Consider the following 23,817-nt stretch of genomic DNA (forward strand, 5'->3'; position numbering starts at 1 on the left):
TATAAATCATGAATGTATCAGAACAACTATTAGACATATTAAAGAATGAAGGCGTTAAACACATTTTTGGTGTTGCAGGCGATGCCTTAAATCCATTGGTAACTGCAATAGGCGAACAAAATGACATACAGTGGGTTGGCGTAAATCATGAAGGTAATGCCTCCTATGCCGCCTTTGCTCAAGGCGAACTAGGAGATAACTTTGGCGTTTGCGCTAGTACGGTTGGTCCTGGTGCGCTGCATCTTGTTAACGGTTTGTATAATGCCAAAAAAGAACGCTCACCTGTTATTGCGATTACAGGACAAGTGCCTGTAGAGCATTTAGGAACCAACTATCATCAAGAGGCTGACCTAACTAAGATATTTGATGATATCTGTGAACACCAAGCTGTCATTAGGTCTCCTGAAGAAGCACCTAGAGTTATATCACGTGCCATTCGAATTGCAATTAACAGAAAATGCGTTTGTCGTATTGAGCTGCCAGCAGATATTGCCAAAATGAGTGCCAAGAATCAAGACTTTGTTCACAAAACATTCAGGTCATCTAGTGCTCTGATTCCTAGTCATAACGCGTTATTACAAGTGGCAAAAGCTATTAACGAAGCAGAAACCGTTGGAATATTAGCTGGAGCAGGTTGTAGAAATGCTAAAACTGTTGTTCTCGATTTTGCCAAAAAGCTAAAAGCACCTATAACACATTCACTGCGTGCTAGCGATATTTTTGACCATAGTACAGAAAATGTTGTTGGACTAACGGGACTAATAGGAAATCCCGCTGGTTACAAAGGTGTAATGAAATCAGATTTATTAATCATGTTAGGTACAGATTTTCCGTACACGGATTTTTTACCTGATAAAACAAAAACTGTGCAGATTGACGTCCGAGCCGAAAATATTGGAAATAGAACTGCAGTAGATTATGGACTACACGGCCATATTAAAGAAACCCTAGAGGCTTTAATTCCGCTTTGTAATGAAAAATTAAATTCTGAATTTGTCGATGAACTTGTAGACAGTTTTAAATCTTGGAAAACATCTAATACCGAAAAAGCTGACCCATCAAGAGACATGGAACCACTACATCCGCACATTTTTGCAAGATTAGCAAGTGACCACGCTTCAGATGCTGCAATCTTTACAATCGATACAGGTACAGCCGCCATTTGGGCATCTAATTTTATGAATTTTCATTCGGATAGAAGAATAATAGGGTCATTCAATCATGGTTCAATGGCTGTTGGATTACCCGCCGCAATTGGTGCACAACTTCAGTATCCTAATCGTGAAGTTTGGGGATTAATCGGCGACGGCGCTTTTAATATGTCTTTACAAGATTTTAGTACAGCCGTGAAGTATAATTTACCAATAAAAATTATTGTGTTTAATAATTCGCAATTAGGTTTTGTTAAAATTGAAATGGAAGAAGCAGGGCTAGCACCAAACATGGATGCGCTAGATGTCAATAATTTTAATTTCGCAGACTATGCGAAACTTTGTGGCGGAGATGGCGTACGTGTTACGCATGCAAAGGATATTGAAAATGCAATTATACAAGCAAAAAATGCAACAAAACCTTTTATCATAGACGCTGTAGTGACCAATGCGGAACTAGCTTTGCCTCCAAAAATTGGGTTTGAAGAAGCCAAAGGATTTGGTATCTCTAAAATAAAAGAATTAGCAAAAGCTATAAACGGAGATAAGCGCCAATGGGAAAACATTAAGCAAGAAATCGAAGCTTATTTTGATTAATTTTTGGAATAATTTTTGCTTAATAATTTGGTGGATTTAAGGGGTTGCATAACTTTTTTTGTAACTTCGCCGTCCTCTTCTTAAGAAGAGAAATTTATGAATTGATGAGTTCCCGAAACAAGTTCGGGATTAATTCGATTACGCAAATTAAAAATTTACTATCTCATTAAGGGGTCGACTGGTTTTGACAGCGAGATTAATTAAATGGTAAGCACGTCGTGTAATGGTTTTGAAACACGTAAAAGGCTAGACCAAATTTTAAACGGCGAGAATAACTACGCTTTAGCTGCATAATCTGAATTATAGTAAGATTCGTGCTCATTCCTACTAGGTAGGAAGGCTAAATGTCTCCAGAAAGCCTTGGTTAGTGGCGTTCTTTTTAGAGGCATCGTAAAAATTAACTAAGATAGCATGGCGCTTCGACATGTTTTCGAGATTTAGAAGCTAAGTTGTAAGTAGGTTGTCTTTAGCCAGCTTACAATCGAAAAAATAAGAATAGACTAAACGTGTAGAAAGCCCTTTGGTTACTTGTTTGGACGAGAGTTCGATTCTCTCCGACTCCACCTTCGCTCGCCATAGCATTATTTTAGTTTACTAAAATGCGACGGCGAGCTTTCTTATACTTAAATTCGTGTTTATTAATGCGCAAAAAACACTGTCATATCTGCGAAAACGAATTCTCAACACTATTTCGCGTACAATATAAACAACCCAAATAATGGGTTTTTGTTTGCGAACATTGTTTGCTAAATATTAAACCCAACAATCCGCATTACAAATACGGCGGTACTTGGAAGAAGTAATGTTTTAAAGCGCACAGCCATATACTATAGTCATACTTTTGTGGTTTTTGTCTCTGTTAATTTTTATGATAGTGTTAGCAAACTAAAACAACATAGAGTCATTATCTTTACAATAAAAAAGAAACTATGCTTAATTGGAAAGACATCATCAACTTTGCCGTTAACGGCAATCCAGAACCAGATAAACGTGTCGAGAAATCCGAATCTGAATGGAAATCACAATTAACACCAGAGCAATACAGAATCACCAGACAGAAAGGAACAGAAGCACCTCATAGCGGAGCGCTCTGTACCGCTTACGATGAAGGTAAATACAACTGTGTGTGCTGCGACACGCCATTGTTTGACTCTACCATAAAATTTAGTTCTGGCACTGGCTGGCCAAGCTTTACACAGCCTATTAAAGAGAACGCCATTAAATACGAAAAAGACACGTCCTACGGAATGGTACGTGTAGAAGTTATGTGTAACACCTGCGATGCGCATTTGGGACACGTATTTCCTGACGGACCAGAACCAAGTGGTTTACGCTATTGCATAAATTCAGAATCTATGATTTTAGAAAAAACAGAGGTCAATGAGTAAAAATATACAACTAGCAACAATTGGCGGTGGCTGTTTTTGGTGCACCGAAGCGGTGTTCCAAGAAGTAAAAGGCGTCGAAAAAGTAGTTTCGGGTTATTCTGGAGGAAATGTGCCGGGACATCCAACGTATAGAGAGATATGCTCAGGATTAACTGGTCATGCCGAAGTCATCCAAATTACTTTTGATGCGAATGTAATTTCGTATGAAGATATCCTTGTCATATTTATGACTACGCATGACCCAACAACTTTAAACAGACAAGGTGCTGATAGAGGAACACAATACCGTTCGGTCATTTTTTATCATGATGAAAATCAAAAAGAAATTGCCGAAGCAGTTTGCAAAGCGGTTGCGCCTTATTATGAAAATCTTATTGTTACAGAAATTTCGCCATTAGATACATTTTATGAAGCTGAAAAAGAGCATCAAGATTTTTATAAAAATAACCCTAATTATGGCTATTGTAATTTTGTAATTGACCCAAAACTGGCGAAACTTCGCAAATTACATTCAGATAAGTTGAAGTAACTCCAAGTTTAAATCGAAAATAATGATTCAATATCGAGCGGCAGTCGAGATATCTTATTAATACAAAATCCTATTGACTTCTCGACTACCGCTCGAAGTTGAATTTCTTATAACAAAATGAACCTCAACATAAAACATAACTTCACTACAGAACTTCCTGCTGACCCGATACAAAAAAATTCTAGACGGCAAGTAAAAGAAGCCTGTTTTAGTTATGTAAAACCGAAAAAAACGTCCAAGCCTAAACTGATTCACGTGTCAAAAGACATAGCAGAACAATTAGGTTTCTCTGATGTTGACTTGCAGTCTGAAGCGTTTTTAAATATCATGACCGGTAATACAGTTTTAGAAAACACTACGCCTTACGCCATGTGTTATGGTGGACATCAGTTCGGGAATTGGGCTGGGCAATTGGGCGATGGTCGAGCTATCAATTTGTTTGATGTCGAGCATCAAAACAAACAATGGACGATTCAGCTAAAAGGTGCTGGAGAAACGCCATATTCTCGTCAAGGTGATGGCTTAGCGGTTTTGCGTTCTTCCATAAGAGAATATTTATGTAGTGAAGCGATGCATCATCTTGGTGTACCAACCACACGTGCTTTATCATTAGCCTTAACTGGTGATAACGTATTACGAGATATGTTATATGATGGCAATCAAGCCTACGAAAAAGGTGCCATTGTATCTCGTATTTCTCCTTCATTTTTACGCTTCGGAAATTATGAAATTTTTGCAGCGCGTGGAGACCATAAGACTTTAAAAACGCTTGTCGATTATACCTTAAAGCATCATTTCAGTCATTTAGGAACACCTTCAAAAGAGTCCTATATTCAATTTTTTAATGAAGTCATGCAACGCACTTTAGATATGATAATCCATTGGCAACGTGTAGGATTCGTGCATGGTGTAATGAATACCGATAATATGTCTATTCTCGGCTTGACCATCGACTATGGACCATATGGCTGGCTAGAAGGTTTCGATTTTGGCTGGACGCCTAATACTACCGATGCGCAAAACAAACGCTACCGTTTTGCCAATCAACCCAATATTGGACTTTGGAATTTGTATCAGTTCGCCAACGCCTTATATCCATTAATTGAAGACGCCAAACCATTAGAGACCATACTCGAAAATTACAAAACTGGTTTTGAGCAAAAATCATTCGAAATGATGACATCGAAATTAGGTTTGTTTGAAGTTGATGACAAGGACTTGAAGCTGATTCAAGATTTAGAAGATATTTTACAATTATCTGAAACGGATATGACCATTTTCTTCAGAAATCTAAGTAATTTCAAAAAAGATAATTCAACAATTGGGTTAGAAGTGATTAAAGACGCTTTTTACAAACCAGATGAAATTAATGGAGATATAAAACAACAATGGCAAGATTGGTTTGACCGCTATCAGTTTAGATTAGAAAAAGAATCAATGTCCGATTATGATAGAAAAATGAAGATGAACACCGTAAACCCAAAGTATGTGCTCAGAAATTATATGGCGCAATTAGCTATTGATGATGCTGATAAAGGCGATTACACACGCATTGACGAACTTTTCAATCTTTTAAAACAACCGTATTCTGAACAACCCGAAAACGAAAAATGGTTTGCCAAACGTCCAGAATGGGCAAGACACAAAGTTGGCTGTTCTATGTTATCTTGCAGTTCATAACTTTTAGCATGGTACGACTCTATCTTATTGGCATTTCAATTCTGATTATAGCTATTTTAGCGAACGCTTTAGCTATGAAGCTAGGCTTAAAAACTTGGTATGCTTTTATTGAATTTCTAACAGCATCTGGTGATAAAGAAATTATAATACGGCTCATAGATTACGTCTGGCTTTTTATTATATATCCTTTAACCTTAGGCTGTGGCTACTATTTAGGTGATAAATTATACCAAATACTATTTAATTAAATGGAAAAAACAGTTTCAGAAGCTATTGCTTACCGACGCTCTACACGAGTTTACAAAGACACACCCATAGATACCGAAAAAGTAAAGCAATGCTTAGTAAATGCCTCATTAGCACCTACGAGCAGTAACTTGCAGCTTTGGGAGTTTTATCACGTGACTTCAGAAGACAAACTGAAAGCATTGACTGAAGCTTGTTTTAATCAGAATGCGGCGTCTACAGCAAAACAGCTTGTGGTAGTTGTAACGAGGAAAGATTTATGGCGCAAACGTGCTAAAGCTAATCTAGACTTTCTAAACAAGGTTTATGGAGACAAAGACCTTAGCGAACGTGATGCCAAACGAAAAAAGATGGCTATGGGCTATTACAAAAAAGTCATTCCTACCATTTATACCGACTTTTTAGGAATTTTGGGTTTTATGAAATATTTAGTTTTTCAGGTTGTTGGTTTGTTTAGACCTATTTATAGACAGACACGCCAAAGTGATATGCGTATTGTTGCTCATAAAAGTGCCGGACTTGCCGCACAAAATTTCATGACTAGCATGGCAGCTATTGGCTACGATACTTGCCCTATGGAAGGCAGCGATACGCTTAGAGTAAAACAAATTTTAGACCTACCTCGTGGTGCTGAAATTAATATGGTTATTGGTTGCGGAATTAGAGATGATAAAGGCATTTATGGTCCGCGTTTTAGAGTGCCTTTTGAAGATGTTTATTTTGAAGTTTAGCTTTTTTAGATTTTAAACGCTGAGATTCTGAAACAAGTTCAGAATGACAGGGTATTATTTAAATTGAAATGTATTTACTTTACTACCAGCTTCAAAATTCTTTAAACCTGTTTCAAGCCATTTAAAATAAGCTTCTGCGTTAGGTTCGTAAGTATTAGTAACATTTAGCAATTCTAAATCGTGATTTAAAAGCACGTAGTAGGGTTGTGAGTTGTTTTCAAAATTTACAGTTTGTAAAGTCGCCCACTTATCGCCAATGGTTTCAATTTGTTTTACGGTTCCGTTAGCACGCAAAAAATCAAATTGTTCATCTTGAGGTAGTTCTTTTTTATCATCGACATAAAGCGAAATAATGACATAGTTGTCGCTTAACATATCGTACACATCAGATGTACTCCACACCTGCTCTTCCATTTTACGGCAGTTAACACAAGCCCAACCCGTAAAATCTAATAAAATTGGTTTGTTTTCGGCTTTTGCTTTTGCCAAGCCTTCTTCCCAATCTTTACTACAGTTTAAGTCTAATGGACATTCTGAATTCTTTTCGTATAAGCTGTAAAACATTGGCGGCGGAAAACCGCTTAGCAGCTTTAAATTGGCATATTTAGTATTGGTTAAACCTGGAATTAAATAGATAACGAAGGCCACCACTAAAATCCCAGTTGTAATTCTGCCTTTGCCTAATTTCTGCAACGGACCATCGTGCGGAAATTTAATTTTTCCGAATAAATAAAGAATTAATCCAATCCCGATAATTATCCAAAGACCGATAAATATTTCCCGTTTTAATAAGCTCCAATGTTCTACCAAGTCGGCATTAGATAAAAATTTGAGTGCCAAGGCCAATTCTATAAATCCTAAAACAACTTTGACTGTATTTAACCATCCACCTGATTTTGGTAAAGAATTTAACCATTTTGGGAACATAGCGAATAATGTAAATGGTAGAGCTAGAGCCAATCCAAAACCTGCCATTCCCATAGATAATTGCACTGCGCCGCCATCGGCCGTTAAAGAGCTTCCTAATAATGTGCCTAAGATTGGACCAGTGCACGAAAATGACACGATAGCCAAGGTTAAGGCCATAAAAAATACGCCTATAAATCCACCAATCTTATTGGCTTTGCTATCCATTTTTGCACTCCAAGATTGAGGTAATGTTAACTCATAATAACCAAAGAATGAAAAAGCGAAAGCTATAAATATGATGAAGAATATAATATTCAGAGTTACATTTGTAGAAATATTATTGAGAATTCCTGGGTCGAGTGAATCTAGTAAATGAAATGGAATACTTAATAGTACATAAATTAAAAAGATGAAGAATCCATAAAGAATAGAATTGAAAACCCCTTTTTTAGAATCTCCAGAGCTCTTAGTAAAAAATGAAACCGTCAGCGGAATCATAGGAAATACACATGGCGTTAGTAGTGCAATTAATCCACCTAAAAAACCGAGTATAAAGATTGAAAAATTACTCTTCTCTTCTATATTTTGTTTCTCGTACTTGTCCCAACCTGTTATATCGAGTTTTAGTTTTTCAGAAAGGGTTTTACTTCGCTCATCAATGGTTGCTACCTCATTAATTACTTCACTTCCGTCTAAATTTAATTTAAATGTTTCATCTCCTAAGATGCATCTTTCGTCATTACACGTCTGATATTCTGCAGTAATTTCAATTTGCTTAAAATCTGGATTTATTAGATTGATTTTTTGTGTGAATGAGACACTGCCCTGAAATTTCTTTACGTCCTCCTCAAATATAGGGTCGTACTTTATTTTAGCATCAGGTTCAGTAGTTTTTCCAATTAGTGTATAATTACCTTCTTGGTTTTTAAATTCAAAATAAGTTTCTGGTGCAAAACCTTCCTTATCTACTTTATATTGAGAATAAATACTATAACCGTCTTCAACAGTGACTGTCATAATAATTTTATATTCAGAGTCTGAAATTTTCTCAACCATATTATCCCAACTGGCTGGATTGAAGTTTTGAGAAAAACCAAATGTCGTAAAAACTAAAGTGAGTATAACAAATAGTAAACGCTGATGTACTGCCATAAAAAACGATTAGTTCGCAAATGTAAGGATTGCGTTTTTTTTATCAATTTAAAGTCGACTAATTTATAAAAACCTTAATAATTTGGTATAATAAAAACCCCGAACGTTTGCTCGGGGTTTGTTATTTAAGATTTCTTCTCGATTTTGAGAACTTCAGAGTGTTCCCATTTAGAAATACCGCCATCGAGCTCGTATATTTTTTCGAAACCTGCTTCTTTAAGTTTTTCAACGCACTTGGCACTGCGACGTCCAGATTTGCAATACAAGACTACAGGTTTAGACTTGTCTAGTTTTTGAATATCATCATCGAATGTTGGAGACCTAAAGTCTATATTTTGCGCTGATTGGATGCGAATCTCTTCGAATTCCTTTGGTGTTCTTACATCAACTAACTGAACATCTTCGAGTTCTATTATTTCTTTCATCTCTTCTGCGGTTACTAACTTAACCTCTTGAGAATCGGCTTCTTTGTCTACACAACTTATGTTGAAAAGCGCAAAAAGAGCTACCAACGCCACGATTGCTATTTTTTTCATAATGATTTATTTTAATTGATTGATGTCGCCTTGCCATTCGGTAAATCCTCCGAGTAAATTATAGGTGTTTTTAAAACCTAGCTGATTCATAATCGCGCATGCTTGTGCACTTCGTCCTCCTGCTTTACAATACACATAATAATTCTTTGATTTATCTAGTTGCTCGACCTCGTATATAAAACCTTGCCCTTTATAAATATCTATATGTATTGCATTAGGAATAATCCCTAATTCGTCGATTTCTTCTTTTGTTCTAACATCTAAAACAACCGAATTATTGTCCGCAGATAGTTGTTTTGTCCAATCTTCTTGTTGCAAATCAGCCATTTATATAATTTTAGCTAAACAAAATTAACATTTCTTTATGATATAGACGTAAAAAAATCTGAAGTGTTACACTCCAGATTTGTTAATTAACCTTTTTTACTTGTTTTAGCTCTTAGTTTTAATTGAGCAACCTATAGCTCTAGTTGTTTTTTGAGCAACTTCTTCTCCCGCCAATAACGCATCTACCGCATTTTCGACATATTTAGTTTTTACTGCAGTTGCATCTTGATAATTGTCGTCGATTGCTCCAATGTATTTTACAATATTGCCGTCCGTCGTTTTTTCTAAAATATAAACGTGTGGTGTTTTTGTAGCGCCGTATTGAGGATATATCTTTTGGCCTTTGTCCATTAAATATGGAAACGTAAACCCTTTTGCCTTAGCTCTCGCCTTCATTGCTTCCATATTATCACCAGGTTTTACATCTGTATCGTTAGGCATAATTGCGATTACAGGATATCCTTTAGCTGCATATTTTTTATCTAATGCTACAATTCTATCTTCGTAAGCTACCGCATATGGGCAAGTATTACATGTAAAAATAACAATGAATCCCTTTGCAGATTTGTAATCTGAAAGCGATACCATTTTACCATCTATATTCTCTAAGGAGAAGTCTGTAGCCACATCTCCAACTTCATAACCACTATCTGTTGTAATTGTAAAAGCAGTTAAGCTAACAAAGCAGACTAAGGCTGCCAATAATTTTAGTGTCTTCATTTTATATTAATTTAAAAATTGTTGTACTTCTGTTTCTAATTCTTCGTAAGTAAAGGACTTTTCATAAAACTGTCTTTTATTTCCTTTGTAAATAATGGTTGCTGGTAATGCACCTGACCATGTACTATCTATTGCTGGTATCCATCGGTTCTGGTCTACATCGTCAAAACAGACCACTTTAGATTGAATATTTTTTTTCTTTAAAAATGGTTTTAGTTTAGTATCATATTGTCTAGGAAAATCTAAACTCACAAGTAACACCTCAACGTTTTTGTTTTTATAATCTGAATTGATTTTTTCAAAATAAGGCAACTCCTTAACACAAGGCGCACACCAAGTTGCCCAAAAGTTAACAACATGCACTTTACCATCATCTTTATTAATTAATGGCTCTAGTCCATCGTAGTCATAAATATCTAAAACAATGGCTTCTCCTTGATGGTGAACCTTAGAAAGTTGCTCTGTTACCTCTACAGCTTTTGGAGCATCTTTACAACCCGTTAAAAATATAAGTACTATAAGTAATCGCTTCATAATCTAAAGGTACTACCCTGTAAATGCACATTTTTAATTTTTAACATAAAATTAAATCTTCATATATAAAATCACATTACATTTGTATATACAATTGTTGTATATGAAAGAATTAGAAAACATATTAAGTTCCACTTCAAAAATATCAGATTCTAAAGCTGCAGTCATAAGTATATTTTATGTCAACAACGCTATTAAAGAATCTATTTTAAATGATTTGAAACCCTTTGATTTATCTATAGAACAATTTAATGTGTTACGAATTTTAAGAGGTCAGAAAGGAAAACCTCTAAACTTACAGGATATCCAAGAGCGTATGATTAATAAAATGAGTAACACAACACGATTAGTAGATAAACTCATAAAAAAAAGCTTTGTAAAACGTAATGTTTGTAAGGAAAATCGACGTAAAGTTGAAATAGCGATCACTGATTTGGGTCTAAAGACCTTAAAGAATCTTGACGACCAAATAATAGAGACCGAAAAAAAAATAACCTCATCACTCAATAATGATGAACTTAAACAATTAAATACCCTTTTATTAAAAATCAATAATTAAAATTTAAAACAAAATGAAAAATTTAAAAACCCTATTTGTTGCTGTATTAGCAATCTCATTTTTCTCGTTTACATTATTAAAAGAGAAACAAGTTAATGTTGAAGAAAGTTCTATCGTTTGGACAGGAAAAAAAGTAACTGGACAACACGAAGGTACAATTAGCTTAGAAAGTGGTGTATTACAATTCGATGGAAAAACACTTTCTGGCGGAAACTTTGTTATAGACATGACAACTATCACAGTAACTGATTTAGAAGGAAAAGGAAAAGCTAATTTAGAAGGCCACCTAAAATCAGACGATTTTTTTGGTGTAGAAAAACATGGTAAAGCAACATTTACTATCACTAATGCCTCTAAACTAGATGACAAAAACTATGAAATTTCTGGTGACTTAACTATTAAAAACATCACCAACCCAATTAATTTTACAATGGTTGTGGACGGCAACTCAGCAACTGCAAAAGTTATTGTAGACCGTTCTAAATTCGATGTTAGATATGGTTCTCCTAGCTTCTTCAATGATTTAAAAGACAAAGCCATCTATGACGATTTTGAGCTTGACGTAAAATTAGTTTTCTAATAATCTCTTAAAATTTGTTTGAAATAAAAAATATCGTTTCTATATTTGACAAGAAATTAATTAAAAATGCAAACAAATAAAACATGGTGGTGGAATTTTACTAACGAAACGTTCGTGAAATAGTCCATTGTGTTAACTAAAATACTAAAAGGCTTGTCATTCACGACAAGCCTTTTTTCTTTTAAACTGATGAAAACATATAATCTACGTACACATTACAAAAAGATTCTAACAGATACCATAACGCCTGTAACTGTTTATTATAAAATCCGTGACAAGTTTCCTAATAGTATCTTATTAGAAAGTGGCGATTATCATAAAAGCCAGAAAAACTATTCTTATATCTGTTGTAATCCTATTGCTTATTTTAAGGTTGAAAAGGAAGCTATTTACCAGAATTTCCCTGATGGAAGTTCTACTGAAACAACAATTGATGAATCCGTAAGTGTAGTTGAAGAATTACAACAGTTTACAAAGCGTTTCAATACAAATTCTGAAGAAGAATTTAAGTTTATAAACAACGGTATTTTTGGATATACGGCTTATGATGCAGTAAAATATTTTGAAGACATTACGATTTCTAAAAAAGATAATTCAGTTGAAATTCCTGATATATATTATGCAGTGTATCAGAATATCATTGCCATAAATCATTTTAAAAATGAAGCTTATATTTTCGCACATTGTCCTGATGGTGCTGAAAATAATATTGAAGCGATAGACAAACTGATAAATGTTCAAAATTTTGCGTCATTTAACTTTAACACTAAAAGCGACATTGAATCGAATCTAACAGATGACGAGTTTTTAGAACACGTGGATTTAGCAAAAAAGCATTGTGCTCGTGGCGATGTGTTTCAGTTGGTATTATCACGTCGTTTTACTCAAGAATTTTCAGGTGACGATTTTAACGTATATCGTGCATTGCGTAGCATAAACCCTTCGCCTTACCTATTCTATTTCGATTATGGAAGCTTCAAAATTTTCGGAAGTTCTCCAGAAGCACAATTAATTGTTACCAACGGTTTAGCCGAAATTCATCCAATTGCTGGAACTTTTAAAAGAACTGGAGATGATAGCAAAGATGCTATACTTGCAGAAGAATTAATAAACGATGAGAAAGAAAATGCCGAACATGTGATGCTTGTCGACTTAGCTAGAAATGATTTAAGCCGAAACGGAAATAATGTAAAAGTAGAAACTTATAGAGAAGTGCAATTCTTCTCTCATGTCATTCATTTGGTGAGTAAAGTTACTGGTCAAAAACACGATAAAACCTCAACCATGCAAGTTGTAGCAGATACTTTTCCAGCAGGAACCTTAAGTGGTGCTCCAAAGCACAAAGCCATGCAATTGATAGATAAATACGAAAAAACTAGTCGTGGGTATTACGGTGGCGCTATAGGTTTTATGGATTTTGAAGGTAATTTTAATCATGCCATAATGATTAGAACATTTTTAAGTAAAGATTATAAACTTAACTGGCAAGCTGGTGCGGGATTAGTATCTAGGTCTAATCCTGAAAGCGAAAAACAAGAAGTATATAACAAGTTGGGCGCATTAAATAAGGCCATTGAACTTGCAAAAGAAATATAATTGGATTTAAGATTAACGATATTAGATTTACGATTTTGGAAGCATTTGAAATTAGAAATTAAGAAAGCAAAAAAATAAACAGAAGAACAGAAAAAACAGATAAGAAAGTCCCAAATCAATTCGAAAGAATTGAGCGTCAAGGCGCAGAATAGATGAGAAAAGCTCCGAAATCAGGAATTCAAGCTTTTAAAGTTTGAATAACGCGGAGTTTTCGATTCGGTTTCAGTTTGCAGAACTGAAAATTCCTCGGCTTGACCGTGATTTTTTGCTTCGTTTTGTATCAAGACAAAATGAAGGTTAATAAAATTTTAATATGAAAAACAAAAAAGTTTTAGTCATAGACAATTACGACAGTTTCACTTATAATCTGGTTCATTATTTAGAAGATTTAGACTGTGAAGTCACAGTAAAACGAAACGATAAATTAACCTTAGAAGAAGTGGACAATTTTAATAAAATTGTACTTTCTCCTGGACCTGGAATTCCAGATGAAGCTGGGTTATTAAAGGCGATTATTCAAAAATATGCACCTACAAAAAGTATACTTGGCGTTTGCCTTGGTCAACAAGCTATCGGTGAAGTTTTTGGCGGAACATTAGAAAATTTAGACACTGTTTTTCATGGTGTTGCCACAAATGTAACGCTATCAGTTGATGACGAAACTTTATTTAAAGGTTTAGACAAAACTTTCGAAGTTGGTCGTTACCACTCGTGGGTTGTCAATACCAATTTACCAGATAGTCTAGAAGCGACATCATTTGACGAGAATGGACAAATCATGTCATTACGCCATAAAGTGTACGACGTAAAAGGTGTACAATACCATCCAGAATCGGTTTTAACGCCTAGCGGGAAACAAATTTTAAAGAATTGGTTGATTAGTTAGCAGTTAGCAGTTAGCAGTTAGCAGTTAGCAGTTAGCAGTTAGCAGTTAGCAAGAATGAAAAAAGATAGAATTAAACGAAGAATAAGTAAAATTTAATGACCTGAATTTCGACATGGTCGAAAAACATCAAAATGCAGAAATAAAGAACGAAGATGCGAGGCGCAGCATCAAGCACGAAGTTCTGAAAGCGATTGGTGCTTCAGCAATTTCCTCATTTTGATTGTGATTTTTTGGTTCGTTTTGTATCAAGACAAAATGAACATAACAAGAAAAACAAATGAAAGAAATATTAAACAGACTTATAGCTCACGAAACGCTTTCAACTAAAGAAGCTAAGCAAATCATCGTTAACATATCCAACGATATGTACAACCCAAGTCAGATTGCTTGTTTTCTATCGGTTTATATGATGCGAAGTATTACGATTGAAGAACTTCAAGGATTTAGAGATGCACTTTTAGAACTTTGCATTCCGATAAACTTAAGCGATTACAATGCTATAGATATTGTAGGAACTGGCGGCGATGGCAAAAACACTTTTAATATTTCGACTTTATCGTCATTTGTGACAGCCGGCGCAGGAATTAAGGTTTCTAAACATGGTAATTACGGTGTATCTTCAACCTCAGGTTCGTCTAATGTAATGGAGCATTTGGGTGTCAAATTTTCAAATAATGAAGATTTTCTAAAACGTTGTTTAGACCAAGCTGGTATTTGCATTTTACATGCACCGCTATTTCATCCAGCAATGAAAAATGTAGCTCCAATAAGAAAAGAATTAGGCGTTAAAACATTCTTTAATATGCTCGGACCAATGGTAAATCCATCGTTCCCAAAGCATCAATTATTAGGTGTTTATAATTTGGAAATACTGCGATTATACAGTTTTCTATATCAAAAAACAAATACCAATTATAACATTATTTTCGCTTTAGATGGTTATGACGAAATCTCGCTAACAGGAAAAGCAAAACTAATTTCAAATAATTCTGAAACCTTATTTTCTCCGAGTGATTTAGGCTTAAAAACCATTGCGCCATCTGAAATTTTTGGTGGAGAAACTATTGAAGACGCAGCAAATTTATTCGTTAATATCATCGCCGGAAAAGGAACAGAAGCACAAAACAATGTCGTGTGTACCAATGCAGGTTTGGCAATAGCTACACGCAAACAAATATCACATAAAGAAGGTTTTGAACTGGCAAAAGAATCTTTATTAAGTGGAAAAGCAAAGCAAAGTTTAGACAAATTGATAGAAATAAGTAAATAAAAGCCCATCCTAAATCCTTCCCGAAGGGAAGGACTTTGAGATGCAAGTGAAACATAATTTTAAACATAAAGAGTAGTTCCCTTTCCTTCGGAAAGGGTTAGGGATAGGCCTATGAACATTTTAGATAACATAGTAAAAGACAAACGCATAGAAGTTGACTTACGTAAGTCAATAATTCCAACAAAACAATTAGAACAATCCGTTCTTTTTGAGAGAGAAACCATTTCTTTATCTAATAAACTTAGAAACAGCAAAAGTGGTATCATTGCAGAGCACAAAAGACGTTCACCATCAAAGTCAGTAATTAACCACAACTTAAATGTGCAAGATGTAGCTTCTGGCTATGAAAATGCTGGCGTTTGCGGTATGTCCGTTTTAACTGACGGAAAATATTTTGGTGGAAGCTTAGACGATTTACTCGTTGCAAGAGCAAGTTCTAATTTGCCTTTATTGAGAAAGGAATTCATCATAGATGAGTATCAAATTTTAGAAGCAAAAGCCTACGGCGCAGATGTGATTCTACTCATCGCAGCCATATTAACTAGAGATGAAATAAAGCAATTTTCAGAATTTGCAAAACAACTAAATCTTGATGTGTTATTAGAAGTTCATAACGAAGCTGAATTACATAAATCAATTATGCCATCTTTGGACATGTTGGGTGTAAACAACAGAAATCTAAAAACCTTTGAGGTCAGTTTAGAAACCTCAAAACAACTAAGCCAACTCATACCTGATGATTTTGTAAAAGTATCCGAAAGCGGCATCAGCTCGGTTGAAGCTATAAAAGAATTAAAACCTTATGGCTACAAAGGGTTTTTAATTGGTGAGAATTTTATGAAAACAGAAAATCCCGGAGCAAGCGCAACGGAATTCATTCAAAAATTGGAATCATGAAACTGAAGATTTGTGGAATGAAATATCAAGAAAATATAAAAGCTGTTGCAGCATTGCATCCAGACTACCTAGGCTTTATATTTTACGATAAGTCGTCACGATTTTTTGATGGTAAAATTCCGCAACTACCAAATTCAATTAAAAAAGTTGGGGTTTTTGTAAACGAAAGCTTAGATAAGGTTATCAATTTAGTAGAGAAACATAATTTACAAGCTGTACAATTACACGGAAATGAATCTCCAGAATATTGCACCAAACTCAAAACGTTTTGTCATGCTGAACTCGATTCAGCATCTCATCAAAAGATTGAATTAATTAAAGTTTTCAGTATAAAAAACAGTTTCAATTTTGATATCTTAAAACCTTACGAAGGTATAGTCGATTACTTTTTATTTGATACCAAAGGAAAACTACCAGGTGGAAACGGCTATACCTTTAACTGGGATGTGTTAAAAAATTACCCTTCAACTACACCCTACTTTTTAAGTGGAGGAATTGGATTAAATGAAGTCGAAAAAATAAAAGCGTTCAAAAAAAGTCCAGCTTCAAAATATTGCTATGCTGTTGACGTCAACAGCAAGTTTGAACTTGAGCCCGGATTAAAAAACATTAATGAATTAGAAAAATTTAAATATGAGCTACAACATTAACGACAAAGGCTATTATGGCGAATTTGGAGGTGCATACATTCCTGAAATGCTATATCCAAATATTGAAGAATTACGTCAGAATTATTTAAAAATCACTGCCGAAGAATCATTTCAAAAAGAGTTTCACCGACTATTAAAAGATTACGTTGGTCGTCCTTCTCCTTTGTATTTCGCGAAGCGCTTATCTGAAAAGTACAATACCAAAATTTATTTAAAGCGTGAAGACCTCAACCATACCGGAGCGCATAAAGTTAATAATACTATAGGTCAAATTCTTTTGGCACAACGCCTAGGTAAAACAAGAATTATAGCCGAAACCGGTGCAGGACAGCACGGTGTTGCCACGGCGACAGTTTGTGCATTAATGGGTATTGAATGTGTGGTTTATATGGGCGAAGTTGATATTGCACGCCAAGCACCAAACGTTGCAAGAATGAAAATGCTCGGCGCCAAAGTTGTGCCTGCATTATCAGGAAGTCGAACTCTAAAAGACGCCACAAACGAAGCCATGCGTGATTGGATTAATAATCCAGTTAACACGCATTATATTGTTGGGAGTGTTGTAGGACCGCATCCATATCCAGATATGGTGGCACGTTTTCAAGCCGTGGTTTCTGAAGAAATAAAAAACCAACTATTAGAAAAAGAAGATACCGAAAATCCTGATTATTTAATTGCATGTGTTGGTGGCGGAAGCAATGCTGCTGGCACGTACTACCATTATCTAGATAATACAGATGTAAACATCATCGCCGTTGAAGCTGCAGGAAAAGGCATAGACACAGGTGAAAGTGCCGCAACTTCTGTTCTAGGAAAAGAAGGTATTATTCACGGTAGTAAAACGTTGTTGATGCAGACGGGCGACGGACAAATTACAGAGCCTTATTCAATTTCAGCTGGTTTAGATTATCCTGGCGTTGGACCAATGCACGCTAACTTGTATAAAACTGGTCGCGCAGAATTCATTTCCATTACAGATGATGAAGCAATGACTGCAGGTTTAGAACTATCACAATTAGAAGGTATCATTCCTGCTATAGAAACATCTCATGCACTAGCCGTTTTTGAACATAAAACCTTTAAGCCTGAAGACATCATCGTACTAAATCTATCAGGTCGCGGAGATAAAGATTTACAGAATTATATTGATTATTTCAAGCTTTAGCTTGAATACTGAACTCGATTCAGTATCTCATAAATTGAAGTTTAATTAAAAAAAATCCCGCATTCGCGAGAAATAAATATGAACAGAATAAATCAAAAATTACAAGAAGACAAAAAGTTGCTTTCTATATATTTCACGGCAGGTTATCCAAATATTAATGATACGGTAAACACTATTCAAAATTTGGAGAAAAGTGGTGTGGATATGATAGAGATAGGATTACCATTTAGTGACCCATTGGCCGATGGTCCAACCATTCAAGATAGTTCGACACGAGCATTAAAAAATGGCATGACAAGTGAACTGTTATTCCAGCAATTAAAAGATATACGTAAAACGGTGTCTATTCCTCTAATTATCATGGGCTATTTTAATCCCATGCTTCAATATGGTGTAGAAGCATTTTGTAAAAAATGTCAGGAGATTGGCATCGATGGATTAATTATCCCTGATTTACCAGTTGATGTTTATCATGATGAGTATAAATCTACATTTGATAAGTATGGACTTATCAATGTATTTCTAATAACTCCTCAGACCTCAGAAGAACGTATTAGGTACATCGACTCCGTTTCGGATGGTTTTATTTACATGGTGAGTTCAGCAAGTACAACGGGAGCGAAATCTGGCTTTGGCGATGAGCAAGAAGACTACTTTACTCGAGTTTCTAACATGAATTTAAAAAATCCGCAAATCGTAGGTTTTGGTATTTCTAATAACGACACTTTTACGCAAGCTACAAAACACGCCAAGGGTGCGATTATAGGAAGTGCATTTATAAAATACGTGACGGCGAACGGCATTGAAAATTTAGAGCATTTTACATCGCCAATACTAGGAAAATAGATAGATTTTAACAGTTGTTGTATTAGTTTTAAGAGAACCTTGGCAGAGAAAACAGCTTATTATTCTTATATTAAAATTGAACTTAATAAAACAATTAAACTATGGGAATGATAAAAGACAGAAAGAAATTTAAAACAAGTAAAACGCAAACAAATCCAACAAATCCAACGGCAAATATTAATCAAGATACCAACGATTTTGATATTGACAAAGCCACGATAAAAAAACAGCAGGTAAAAAAATAATCTACTATTTCACATAAAAACGAAAAGCCTATTCTTACATTTGAATAGGCTTTTTTATTTTACTATTTTTCATGAAACTACTCAACAATTGGCGTGTTATTATTCTCCTTTGTTTAACCTTAGGTTTAGCACCATTTTTACCTGAACCACATATAGTAGGGAAACTAAGATGGCTGAGTAGCGGTGGTAATGGTATGGCTATTATGGATTATTTTGATGTTCTGCTTCACGGATTTCCATTTATTCTATTATTACGATTGTTAATTATTAAAATCACTAAGACCAATGGCGCTTAATATTGTCCTCATAGAACCCGAAATTCCAAATAATACTGGTAATATTGGCCGCTTAGCTTTAGCGACTGGTTCTCGTTTGCATTTAGTAAAACCCTTTGGTTTTGAAATAGACGATAAACGCCTAAAACGGGCTGGACTTGATTATTGGCAACATCTCGAAGTTATCTATTACGACAATGTGGATGCGTTTTTCAAAATAAACAGTGATAAAAAAATGGCTTTTTTAAGTAGTCACGGTACTAAAAGTCATTGGGATATTAAGTTTGAGGATGACCTATTTTTAGTATTTGGTAAAGAATCTGTAGGACTGTCAAAAGAAATCACAGAAAAACACGCAGACCAGCTTTTTAAAATACCAATGTATAGCGATAACATAAGAAGTCTTAACTTAGCCAATGCCGTTAGTATTATAGTCTACGAAGGACTACGACAATTACATCATTAAATCAGCAGATATTGAAATTCTCTAGAACAAGAAATCTAATTTCAGAATACGGACAAATAGCTCTAGGCATTGTTCTGGCAAGTATTGGTTTAAAAGCGTTTCTGTTACCCAACGGATTTTTAGATGGTGGTGTTACTGGCATTGCACTTTTAGTAAGTTCACAGCTAAATATTGATGTTTCGGTCTTACTTATTGCTTTTAGTATTCCTTTTTTAGTTTTAGGCTATTACACAGTTTCAAAACGTATTGTCATAAAATCCATAATTAGCATAATTGGTTTGGCTTTATTCATTCATTTTGAAAACTTTGGTACTATTACAGAAGACAAATTGCTTATCTCAATTTTTGGTGGCTTGTTTTTAGGCGCTGGTATTGGCATTGCCATAAGAAACGGTTCTGTTTTAGATGGTTCAGAGATATTAGGGGTCTATCTCAACGATAAGTTTGGATTTAGTATTGGACAGGTCATTTTGCTGTTCAACATTATATTATTTAGTATTACCGCTTACTTAATTTCTGTCGAAGTTGCACTTTACTCTATACTTACATATATCGTTACAGCTAAAGTTACAGACCTAACCATTGAAGGTTTTGAAGATTTTATTGGGGTGACTATAGTTTCTAAAAAATATGAAGAAATCGAAAGCGCCATTATTAAAGATTTAGGTGTAGGCATGACACTTTATAAAGGTACTCGTGGTGTTGGCAACTCAGGGAAATATGAAGATTTTGATATCATTCACTCGATTATTAATCGTATAGATATTAAAAAAATGCATCGCATTGTAAAAACTATAGATGACGATGCATTTATCGTAGAGTTCGACGTAAATAATGTAAAAGGAGGCGTTTTAAGGCATTATTTAGATAAAAAGAAAAACAAAGTATTACCTAAGGTCTAACGACGTTTCTCCAACATATTTAAATACATCTTCTCCACCTTTGTTCTAGCCCAAGGCGTCCGGCGTAAAAATTTTAGACTACTTTTTACCGATGGGTCATGTGTAAAACAACGAATATTTATTTGATGTCCCATATATTCCCAACCATAATGCGCTACTAAATCTTCAACAATTTGTTGCAGTTTTATGCCGTGAAGTGGATTATTGGGTTGTGTTTCCATTACTATTTAAAAATATAAATTATAGCAATTTGTCGGTCTAAGCTTGTCGAAGACGCCAAACCTAATTATAACACACTTCGACAAGCTCAGTGTAACAGAAATCTTCGAAACCGTCAGAGTGATTGATTTTTAAAATGTACTTCTATTAATTTCTACTATCGTCATTACGTCTTCGATTTCTACTGCGATTACGACTTGGTCTTTTTGAGCTAGAACCGCCACCTTCACTTTTAGTTTTAGTATTTCTACGAGATTGACCTTGTCTGTTCTGACCAGGTTTTATAGGCTCAGTCGATGCATTTGGGTCGGGTTCAAAACCTTCAATAATTTCAACTGGAATTTTTTGTCCGATTAATTTCTCAATGCCTTTTAAATAAGACGTCTCATCCGCACTTACCAATGATAAGGCTTCACCACTTGCTCCTGCTCTACCAGTACGTCCAATACGGTGTACGTAATCTTCAGAAATATTTGGCAATTCAAAATTAATTACGTGAGGTAATAAAGGAATATCCAAACCACGAGCGGCGATATCGGTTGCGACTAATACTCTAATTTTCCCGCTTTTAAAGCCAGCTAAAGCTTTGGTGCGTGCACCTTGACTTTTATTACCGTGAATAGCTGCTGCGGTAATTCCTGAACTCACCATTTTTTTAGTCAAACGATTAGCACCATGTTTAGTTCTAGTAAATACTAGGACTTGTTGCCAATCACCTTCTGAAATTAGCTTAATGATTAATCCTGTTTTTTTGGTTTTTGCTACACGATATACTTTCTGCTCAATAACCTCAACAGCTGTGTTTTCTGGTGTCGCTTCGACCTGTACAGGATTATTTAATATTGAATACGCCAACTTTTTAATATCCTTAGAAAATGTTGCCGAAAACATTAAGTTTTGGCGTTTAGAAGGAATAATCTTCATCACACGCTCAATATCGCGTAAAAAACCCATATCTAACATACGGTCGGCTTCGTCTAGAACAAAAATTTCGACATGTTTTAAAGACAGTAAACCTTGATTTTCTAAGTCTAATAAGCGTCCAGGTGTAGCCACCAAAACATCAACACCGCGTTTTAGATTTGATACTTGTGGCGTTTGATTAACACCACCAAAAATCACAGCACTACGGATATCTAAAAATTCTGAATAATCTTTAACATTCGCATAAATCTGAGCGGCTAACTCCCGCGTTGGCGTTAAAATTAAAGCTCTAACGTTTCTACGTCTTGGTGCTTCAGCTTGAGATAATAAATGTAACAAAGGCAAGGTAAAACCTGCGGTTTTTCCAGTTCCTGTTTGTGCGGATGCTAACACATCTTTGCCTTCTAAAACTGGCGGAATGGCTTTGGTTTGTATGGGTGAAGGTGTTTCGTAACCCTTTTTTGAAATTGCTTTGAGAATAGGTGCGGAAAGACCTAAAGATTGAAATGACATAAATATAGATTTTGAAGCAAACTCTATGTATTTAGGTCACTCCTTTTAGTTTTTGGCGAATGTAGGGCTTATTTTTGCTTTACTGTCTATTTGTTTGACTTTATAAAATATTTCTTCTAACTTTCATTTATAATAGGCGCAGCTCGTCGAAGTCATAATCGATATAGTTCATTATTAACAAGTCTTATCTTAGCAATAGCTGTAACTCAAGGACGAGCAAAAAATTATCAAACAGATGAAAGTAAAATTGAACATATTTATTTTTTTTAACACATTGGTTTTATTGACATCTTGTGATGGACAGACCTCAAACAAACAAGTAAAAACTGAAAACATTGTTAAGGGCAATACTGTGTCTGAACTTGGTAATAGCGTAATGGTAATTTTTCAAGACAGTAAGAACGATTATTGGTTTGGTAGTTGGGAAACAGGAGTATATAAATTCGATGGAAAAGAATTAGTTAATTACACAACAAAACACGGTTTACTTAATAACAGAATTGACGAAATAAAAGAAGATAAATTTGGCAACATTTATTTTTCTAGTGCAAACGCAACTTCTAAAATATCAAAGTTTAACGGAAAAACATTCGCAACTTTAAAGGCAGTTCCTAGTGAAAATTGGAAACTTGAACCCACGGATATGTGGTTTAAATATTCTTATGGAAATACCGGAAAAGTATATCGCTATGATGGCATTACATTATTTGAATTGCAGTTCCCAAACCCACCGAATTTATTGGTTCCATTTGATATCTATAGCATTTATAAAGATAGAAAAGGAAACATTTGGTTTGGCACAAACCCAGTCGGAGTTTGCCGATATGATGGAAAATCGTTTGAATGGATTACTGAAGAAGATGTAACAGAATTTAGAAACGAAGGAGCTAATGGTGTACGTTCAATAACGGAAGACAAAAATGGCGACTTTTGGTTCAATACCGAAAACCGTTACAGTGTTTACGACAGCACAACATTAAAAAGTAATACATTTTATACAAGACACAAAAGCATAGGTGGTTTGGACGGGAAAAAGGACAGCAATTTAGACGAATATCTATCAACTGTAAAAGGCAACAATAATAATTTGTGGTTTGTAACCTATCTCGATGGTGTTTGGAAATATGATGGAGCGAAAATTACACATTATGCCGTTAAAGAAAATTCCAAACAGATTTCCTTATTCAGCATATACAAAGATAACAAAGGTGACCTTTGGCTTGGGACTCACAAAAATGGAGCATATAAATTCAATGGAACAGCATTTGAAAAATTCATAAAATAACGAATACAAAAAGAGCTAAAACTAACAATGTATATAAAA

At 34.9% G+C, this 23,817-nt stretch carries 27 protein-coding genes and 1 other RNA gene; 21 read left to right on the forward strand and 7 right to left on the reverse strand.

Annotation, left to right across the window (positions count from 1 at the left end):
* Positions 1-8: 8 nt before the first annotated feature.
* From DFQ05_RS10545 to DFQ05_RS10575, 7 genes are all read left to right on the forward strand, one after another.
* Positions 9-1,748, forward strand: coding sequence for a thiamine pyrophosphate-dependent enzyme (locus DFQ05_RS10545; protein WP_132705366.1), 1,740 nt, complete (start codon positions 9-11; stop codon positions 1,746-1,748).
* Positions 1,749-1,918: 170 nt separating this feature from the next.
* Positions 1,919-2,314: a transfer-messenger RNA gene (gene ssrA, locus DFQ05_RS10550) on the forward strand.
* Between the two features lie 363 nt (positions 2,315-2,677).
* Entirely contained in the window at positions 2,678-3,136 is a 459-nt protein-coding gene (gene msrB / locus DFQ05_RS10555; RefSeq protein WP_132705367.1) for a peptide-methionine (R)-S-oxide reductase MsrB, read from the forward strand.
* Entirely contained in the window at positions 3,129-3,665 is a 537-nt protein-coding gene (gene msrA / locus DFQ05_RS10560) for a peptide-methionine (S)-S-oxide reductase MsrA (protein WP_132705368.1), read from the forward strand. The genes msrB and msrA overlap by 8 nt, the downstream gene beginning before the upstream one ends.
* Positions 3,666-3,782: 117 nt before the next feature.
* On the forward strand, positions 3,783-5,345 hold the full coding sequence (locus DFQ05_RS10565; RefSeq protein WP_132705369.1) for a protein adenylyltransferase SelO: 1,563 nt from the start codon (positions 3,783-3,785) through the stop codon (positions 5,343-5,345).
* An 8-nt stretch (positions 5,346-5,353) separates the two neighbouring features.
* Positions 5,354-5,593, forward strand: coding sequence for a DUF7672 family protein (locus DFQ05_RS10570; RefSeq protein WP_132705370.1), 240 nt, complete (start codon positions 5,354-5,356; stop codon positions 5,591-5,593).
* A complete protein-coding gene (locus tag DFQ05_RS10575) occupies positions 5,594-6,322 on the forward strand; it encodes a nitroreductase family protein (RefSeq protein WP_132705371.1) in 729 nt (242 codons plus the stop codon).
* Between the two features lie 54 nt (positions 6,323-6,376).
* Here the strand turns inward: DFQ05_RS10575 and DFQ05_RS10580 are convergent, their stop codons facing one another.
* From DFQ05_RS10580 to DFQ05_RS10600, 5 genes are all read right to left on the reverse strand, one after another.
* On the reverse strand, positions 6,377-8,383 hold the full coding sequence (locus DFQ05_RS10580) for a protein-disulfide reductase DsbD family protein (protein WP_132705372.1): 2,007 nt from the start codon (positions 8,381-8,383) through the stop codon (positions 6,377-6,379).
* 125 nt (positions 8,384-8,508) lie between these two features.
* On the reverse strand, positions 8,509-8,919 hold the full coding sequence (locus DFQ05_RS10585; protein ID WP_132705373.1) for a rhodanese-like domain-containing protein: 411 nt from the start codon (positions 8,917-8,919) through the stop codon (positions 8,509-8,511).
* A gap of 6 nt (positions 8,920-8,925) precedes the next feature.
* On the reverse strand, positions 8,926-9,246 hold the full coding sequence (locus DFQ05_RS10590; protein WP_132705374.1) for a rhodanese-like domain-containing protein: 321 nt from the start codon (positions 9,244-9,246) through the stop codon (positions 8,926-8,928).
* A 105-nt stretch (positions 9,247-9,351) separates the two neighbouring features.
* Positions 9,352-9,966, reverse strand: a complete 615-nt coding sequence (locus DFQ05_RS10595) for a thioredoxin family protein (RefSeq protein WP_132705375.1) — start codon at positions 9,964-9,966, stop codon at positions 9,352-9,354.
* 6 nt (positions 9,967-9,972) lie between these two features.
* Positions 9,973-10,500, reverse strand: coding sequence for a TlpA family protein disulfide reductase (locus DFQ05_RS10600; RefSeq protein ID WP_132705376.1), 528 nt, complete (start codon positions 10,498-10,500; stop codon positions 9,973-9,975).
* Between the two features lie 103 nt (positions 10,501-10,603).
* Here DFQ05_RS10600 and DFQ05_RS10605 point away from each other — a divergent pair, with 103 nt between their 5' ends.
* The 13 genes from DFQ05_RS10605 (at position 10,604) to DFQ05_RS10660 (ending at position 20,837) form a co-directional block, all read left to right on the forward strand.
* Complete coding sequence (locus DFQ05_RS10605) at positions 10,604-11,059, forward strand: MarR family winged helix-turn-helix transcriptional regulator (protein WP_132705377.1); 456 nt, start codon at positions 10,604-10,606, stop codon at positions 11,057-11,059.
* A 13-nt stretch (positions 11,060-11,072) separates the two neighbouring features.
* Positions 11,073-11,639 (forward strand): YceI family protein, encoded by a 567-nt coding sequence (locus tag DFQ05_RS10610; RefSeq protein ID WP_132705378.1) that lies wholly within the window; start codon positions 11,073-11,075, stop codon positions 11,637-11,639.
* 189 nt (positions 11,640-11,828) lie between these two features.
* Positions 11,829-13,235, forward strand: coding sequence for an anthranilate synthase component I family protein (locus DFQ05_RS10615; protein ID WP_132705379.1), 1,407 nt, complete (start codon positions 11,829-11,831; stop codon positions 13,233-13,235).
* Between the two features lie 313 nt (positions 13,236-13,548).
* The gene (locus DFQ05_RS10620) at positions 13,549-14,121 is read left to right on the forward strand and encodes an anthranilate synthase component II (RefSeq protein ID WP_132705380.1); all 573 of its coding nucleotides are present in this window, start codon (positions 13,549-13,551) and stop codon (positions 14,119-14,121) included.
* A 277-nt stretch (positions 14,122-14,398) separates the two neighbouring features.
* Complete coding sequence (gene trpD, locus DFQ05_RS10625) at positions 14,399-15,391, forward strand: anthranilate phosphoribosyltransferase (protein WP_132705381.1); 993 nt, start codon at positions 14,399-14,401, stop codon at positions 15,389-15,391.
* A 111-nt stretch (positions 15,392-15,502) separates the two neighbouring features.
* On the forward strand, positions 15,503-16,288 hold the full coding sequence (trpC, locus tag DFQ05_RS10630) for an indole-3-glycerol phosphate synthase TrpC (protein WP_132705382.1): 786 nt from the start codon (positions 15,503-15,505) through the stop codon (positions 16,286-16,288).
* Positions 16,285-16,938, forward strand: coding sequence for a phosphoribosylanthranilate isomerase (locus tag DFQ05_RS10635; RefSeq protein ID WP_132705383.1), 654 nt, complete (start codon positions 16,285-16,287; stop codon positions 16,936-16,938). Before trpC ends, DFQ05_RS10635 begins: the two co-directional genes overlap by 4 nt.
* The gene (gene trpB, locus DFQ05_RS10640; RefSeq protein WP_132705384.1) at positions 16,922-18,103 is read left to right on the forward strand and encodes a tryptophan synthase subunit beta; all 1,182 of its coding nucleotides are present in this window, start codon (positions 16,922-16,924) and stop codon (positions 18,101-18,103) included. Before DFQ05_RS10635 ends, trpB begins: the two co-directional genes overlap by 17 nt.
* Positions 18,104-18,181: 78 nt before the next feature.
* Positions 18,182-18,949 (forward strand): tryptophan synthase subunit alpha, encoded by a 768-nt coding sequence (gene trpA, locus DFQ05_RS10645; protein ID WP_132705385.1) that lies wholly within the window; start codon positions 18,182-18,184, stop codon positions 18,947-18,949.
* A gap of 101 nt (positions 18,950-19,050) precedes the next feature.
* Entirely contained in the window at positions 19,051-19,194 is a 144-nt protein-coding gene (locus DFQ05_RS13715; protein WP_199221992.1) for a hypothetical protein, read from the forward strand.
* 71 nt (positions 19,195-19,265) lie between these two features.
* Positions 19,266-19,490 (forward strand): hypothetical protein, encoded by a 225-nt coding sequence (locus DFQ05_RS10650; protein ID WP_073082088.1) that lies wholly within the window; start codon positions 19,266-19,268, stop codon positions 19,488-19,490.
* Positions 19,480-19,935 (forward strand): tRNA (cytidine(34)-2'-O)-methyltransferase, encoded by a 456-nt coding sequence (locus tag DFQ05_RS10655; protein WP_132705386.1) that lies wholly within the window; start codon positions 19,480-19,482, stop codon positions 19,933-19,935. The genes DFQ05_RS10650 and DFQ05_RS10655 overlap by 11 nt, the downstream gene beginning before the upstream one ends.
* 11 nt (positions 19,936-19,946) lie before the next feature.
* Entirely contained in the window at positions 19,947-20,837 is an 891-nt protein-coding gene (locus DFQ05_RS10660) for a YitT family protein (RefSeq protein ID WP_132705387.1), read from the forward strand.
* On the opposite strand, the gene DFQ05_RS10665 is transcribed toward DFQ05_RS10660, so the two are convergent.
* On the reverse strand, positions 20,834-21,058 hold the full coding sequence (locus DFQ05_RS10665; protein ID WP_132705388.1) for a VF530 family protein: 225 nt from the start codon (positions 21,056-21,058) through the stop codon (positions 20,834-20,836). The two genes, DFQ05_RS10660 and DFQ05_RS10665, sit on opposite strands and share 4 nt — an antisense overlap.
* A gap of 145 nt (positions 21,059-21,203) precedes the next feature.
* A complete protein-coding gene (locus DFQ05_RS10670; protein WP_132705389.1) occupies positions 21,204-22,493 on the reverse strand; it encodes a DEAD/DEAH box helicase in 1,290 nt (429 codons plus the stop codon).
* 235 nt (positions 22,494-22,728) lie between these two features.
* Between DFQ05_RS10670 and DFQ05_RS10675 the strand changes: the two genes are divergently transcribed.
* On the forward strand, positions 22,729-23,778 hold the full coding sequence (locus DFQ05_RS10675; RefSeq protein ID WP_132705390.1) for a ligand-binding sensor domain-containing protein: 1,050 nt from the start codon (positions 22,729-22,731) through the stop codon (positions 23,776-23,778).
* Positions 23,779-23,817: the final 39 nt, after the last annotated feature.

The organism is Winogradskyella wandonensis (genome assembly GCF_004346845.1).
Taxonomy (GTDB): Bacteria; Bacteroidota; Bacteroidia; order Flavobacteriales; family Flavobacteriaceae; genus Winogradskyella; species Winogradskyella wandonensis.

Bases quoted from the DNA above. Each gene is read 5' to 3' on its own strand.
- DFQ05_RS10545 (WP_132705366.1), top strand. From the start codon at position 9: ATGAATGTATCAGAACAACTATTAGACATATTAAAGAATGAAGGCGTT.
- msrB (WP_132705367.1), top strand. From the start codon at position 2,678: ATGCTTAATTGGAAAGACATCATCAACTTTGCCGTTAACGGCAATCCA.
- msrA (WP_132705368.1), top strand. From the start codon at position 3,129: ATGAGTAAAAATATACAACTAGCAACAATTGGCGGTGGCTGTTTTTGG.
- DFQ05_RS10565 (WP_132705369.1), top strand. From the start codon at position 3,783: ATGAACCTCAACATAAAACATAACTTCACTACAGAACTTCCTGCTGAC.
- DFQ05_RS10570 (WP_132705370.1), top strand. From the start codon at position 5,354: ATGGTACGACTCTATCTTATTGGCATTTCAATTCTGATTATAGCTATT.
- DFQ05_RS10575 (WP_132705371.1), top strand. From the start codon at position 5,594: ATGGAAAAAACAGTTTCAGAAGCTATTGCTTACCGACGCTCTACACGA.
- DFQ05_RS10580 (WP_132705372.1), bottom strand. From the start codon at position 8,383: ATGGCAGTACATCAGCGTTTACTATTTGTTATACTCACTTTAGTTTTT.
- DFQ05_RS10585 (WP_132705373.1), bottom strand. From the start codon at position 8,919: ATGAAAAAAATAGCAATCGTGGCGTTGGTAGCTCTTTTTGCGCTTTTC.
- DFQ05_RS10590 (WP_132705374.1), bottom strand. From the start codon at position 9,246: ATGGCTGATTTGCAACAAGAAGATTGGACAAAACAACTATCTGCGGAC.
- DFQ05_RS10595 (WP_132705375.1), bottom strand. From the start codon at position 9,966: ATGAAGACACTAAAATTATTGGCAGCCTTAGTCTGCTTTGTTAGCTTA.
- DFQ05_RS10600 (WP_132705376.1), bottom strand. From the start codon at position 10,500: ATGAAGCGATTACTTATAGTACTTATATTTTTAACGGGTTGTAAAGAT.
- DFQ05_RS10605 (WP_132705377.1), top strand. From the start codon at position 10,604: ATGAAAGAATTAGAAAACATATTAAGTTCCACTTCAAAAATATCAGAT.
- DFQ05_RS10610 (WP_132705378.1), top strand. From the start codon at position 11,073: ATGAAAAATTTAAAAACCCTATTTGTTGCTGTATTAGCAATCTCATTT.
- DFQ05_RS10615 (WP_132705379.1), top strand. From the start codon at position 11,829: ATGAAAACATATAATCTACGTACACATTACAAAAAGATTCTAACAGAT.
- DFQ05_RS10620 (WP_132705380.1), top strand. From the start codon at position 13,549: ATGAAAAACAAAAAAGTTTTAGTCATAGACAATTACGACAGTTTCACT.
- trpD (WP_132705381.1), top strand. From the start codon at position 14,399: ATGAAAGAAATATTAAACAGACTTATAGCTCACGAAACGCTTTCAACT.
- trpC (WP_132705382.1), top strand. From the start codon at position 15,503: ATGAACATTTTAGATAACATAGTAAAAGACAAACGCATAGAAGTTGAC.
- DFQ05_RS10635 (WP_132705383.1), top strand. From the start codon at position 16,285: ATGAAACTGAAGATTTGTGGAATGAAATATCAAGAAAATATAAAAGCT.
- trpB (WP_132705384.1), top strand. From the start codon at position 16,922: ATGAGCTACAACATTAACGACAAAGGCTATTATGGCGAATTTGGAGGT.
- trpA (WP_132705385.1), top strand. From the start codon at position 18,182: ATGAACAGAATAAATCAAAAATTACAAGAAGACAAAAAGTTGCTTTCT.
- DFQ05_RS13715 (WP_199221992.1), top strand. From the start codon at position 19,051: ATGGGAATGATAAAAGACAGAAAGAAATTTAAAACAAGTAAAACGCAA.
- DFQ05_RS10650 (WP_073082088.1), top strand. From the start codon at position 19,266: ATGAAACTACTCAACAATTGGCGTGTTATTATTCTCCTTTGTTTAACC.
- DFQ05_RS10655 (WP_132705386.1), top strand. From the start codon at position 19,480: ATGGCGCTTAATATTGTCCTCATAGAACCCGAAATTCCAAATAATACT.
- DFQ05_RS10665 (WP_132705388.1), bottom strand. From the start codon at position 21,058: ATGGAAACACAACCCAATAATCCACTTCACGGCATAAAACTGCAACAA.
- DFQ05_RS10670 (WP_132705389.1), bottom strand. From the start codon at position 22,493: ATGTCATTTCAATCTTTAGGTCTTTCCGCACCTATTCTCAAAGCAATT.
- DFQ05_RS10675 (WP_132705390.1), top strand. From the start codon at position 22,729: ATGAAAGTAAAATTGAACATATTTATTTTTTTTAACACATTGGTTTTA.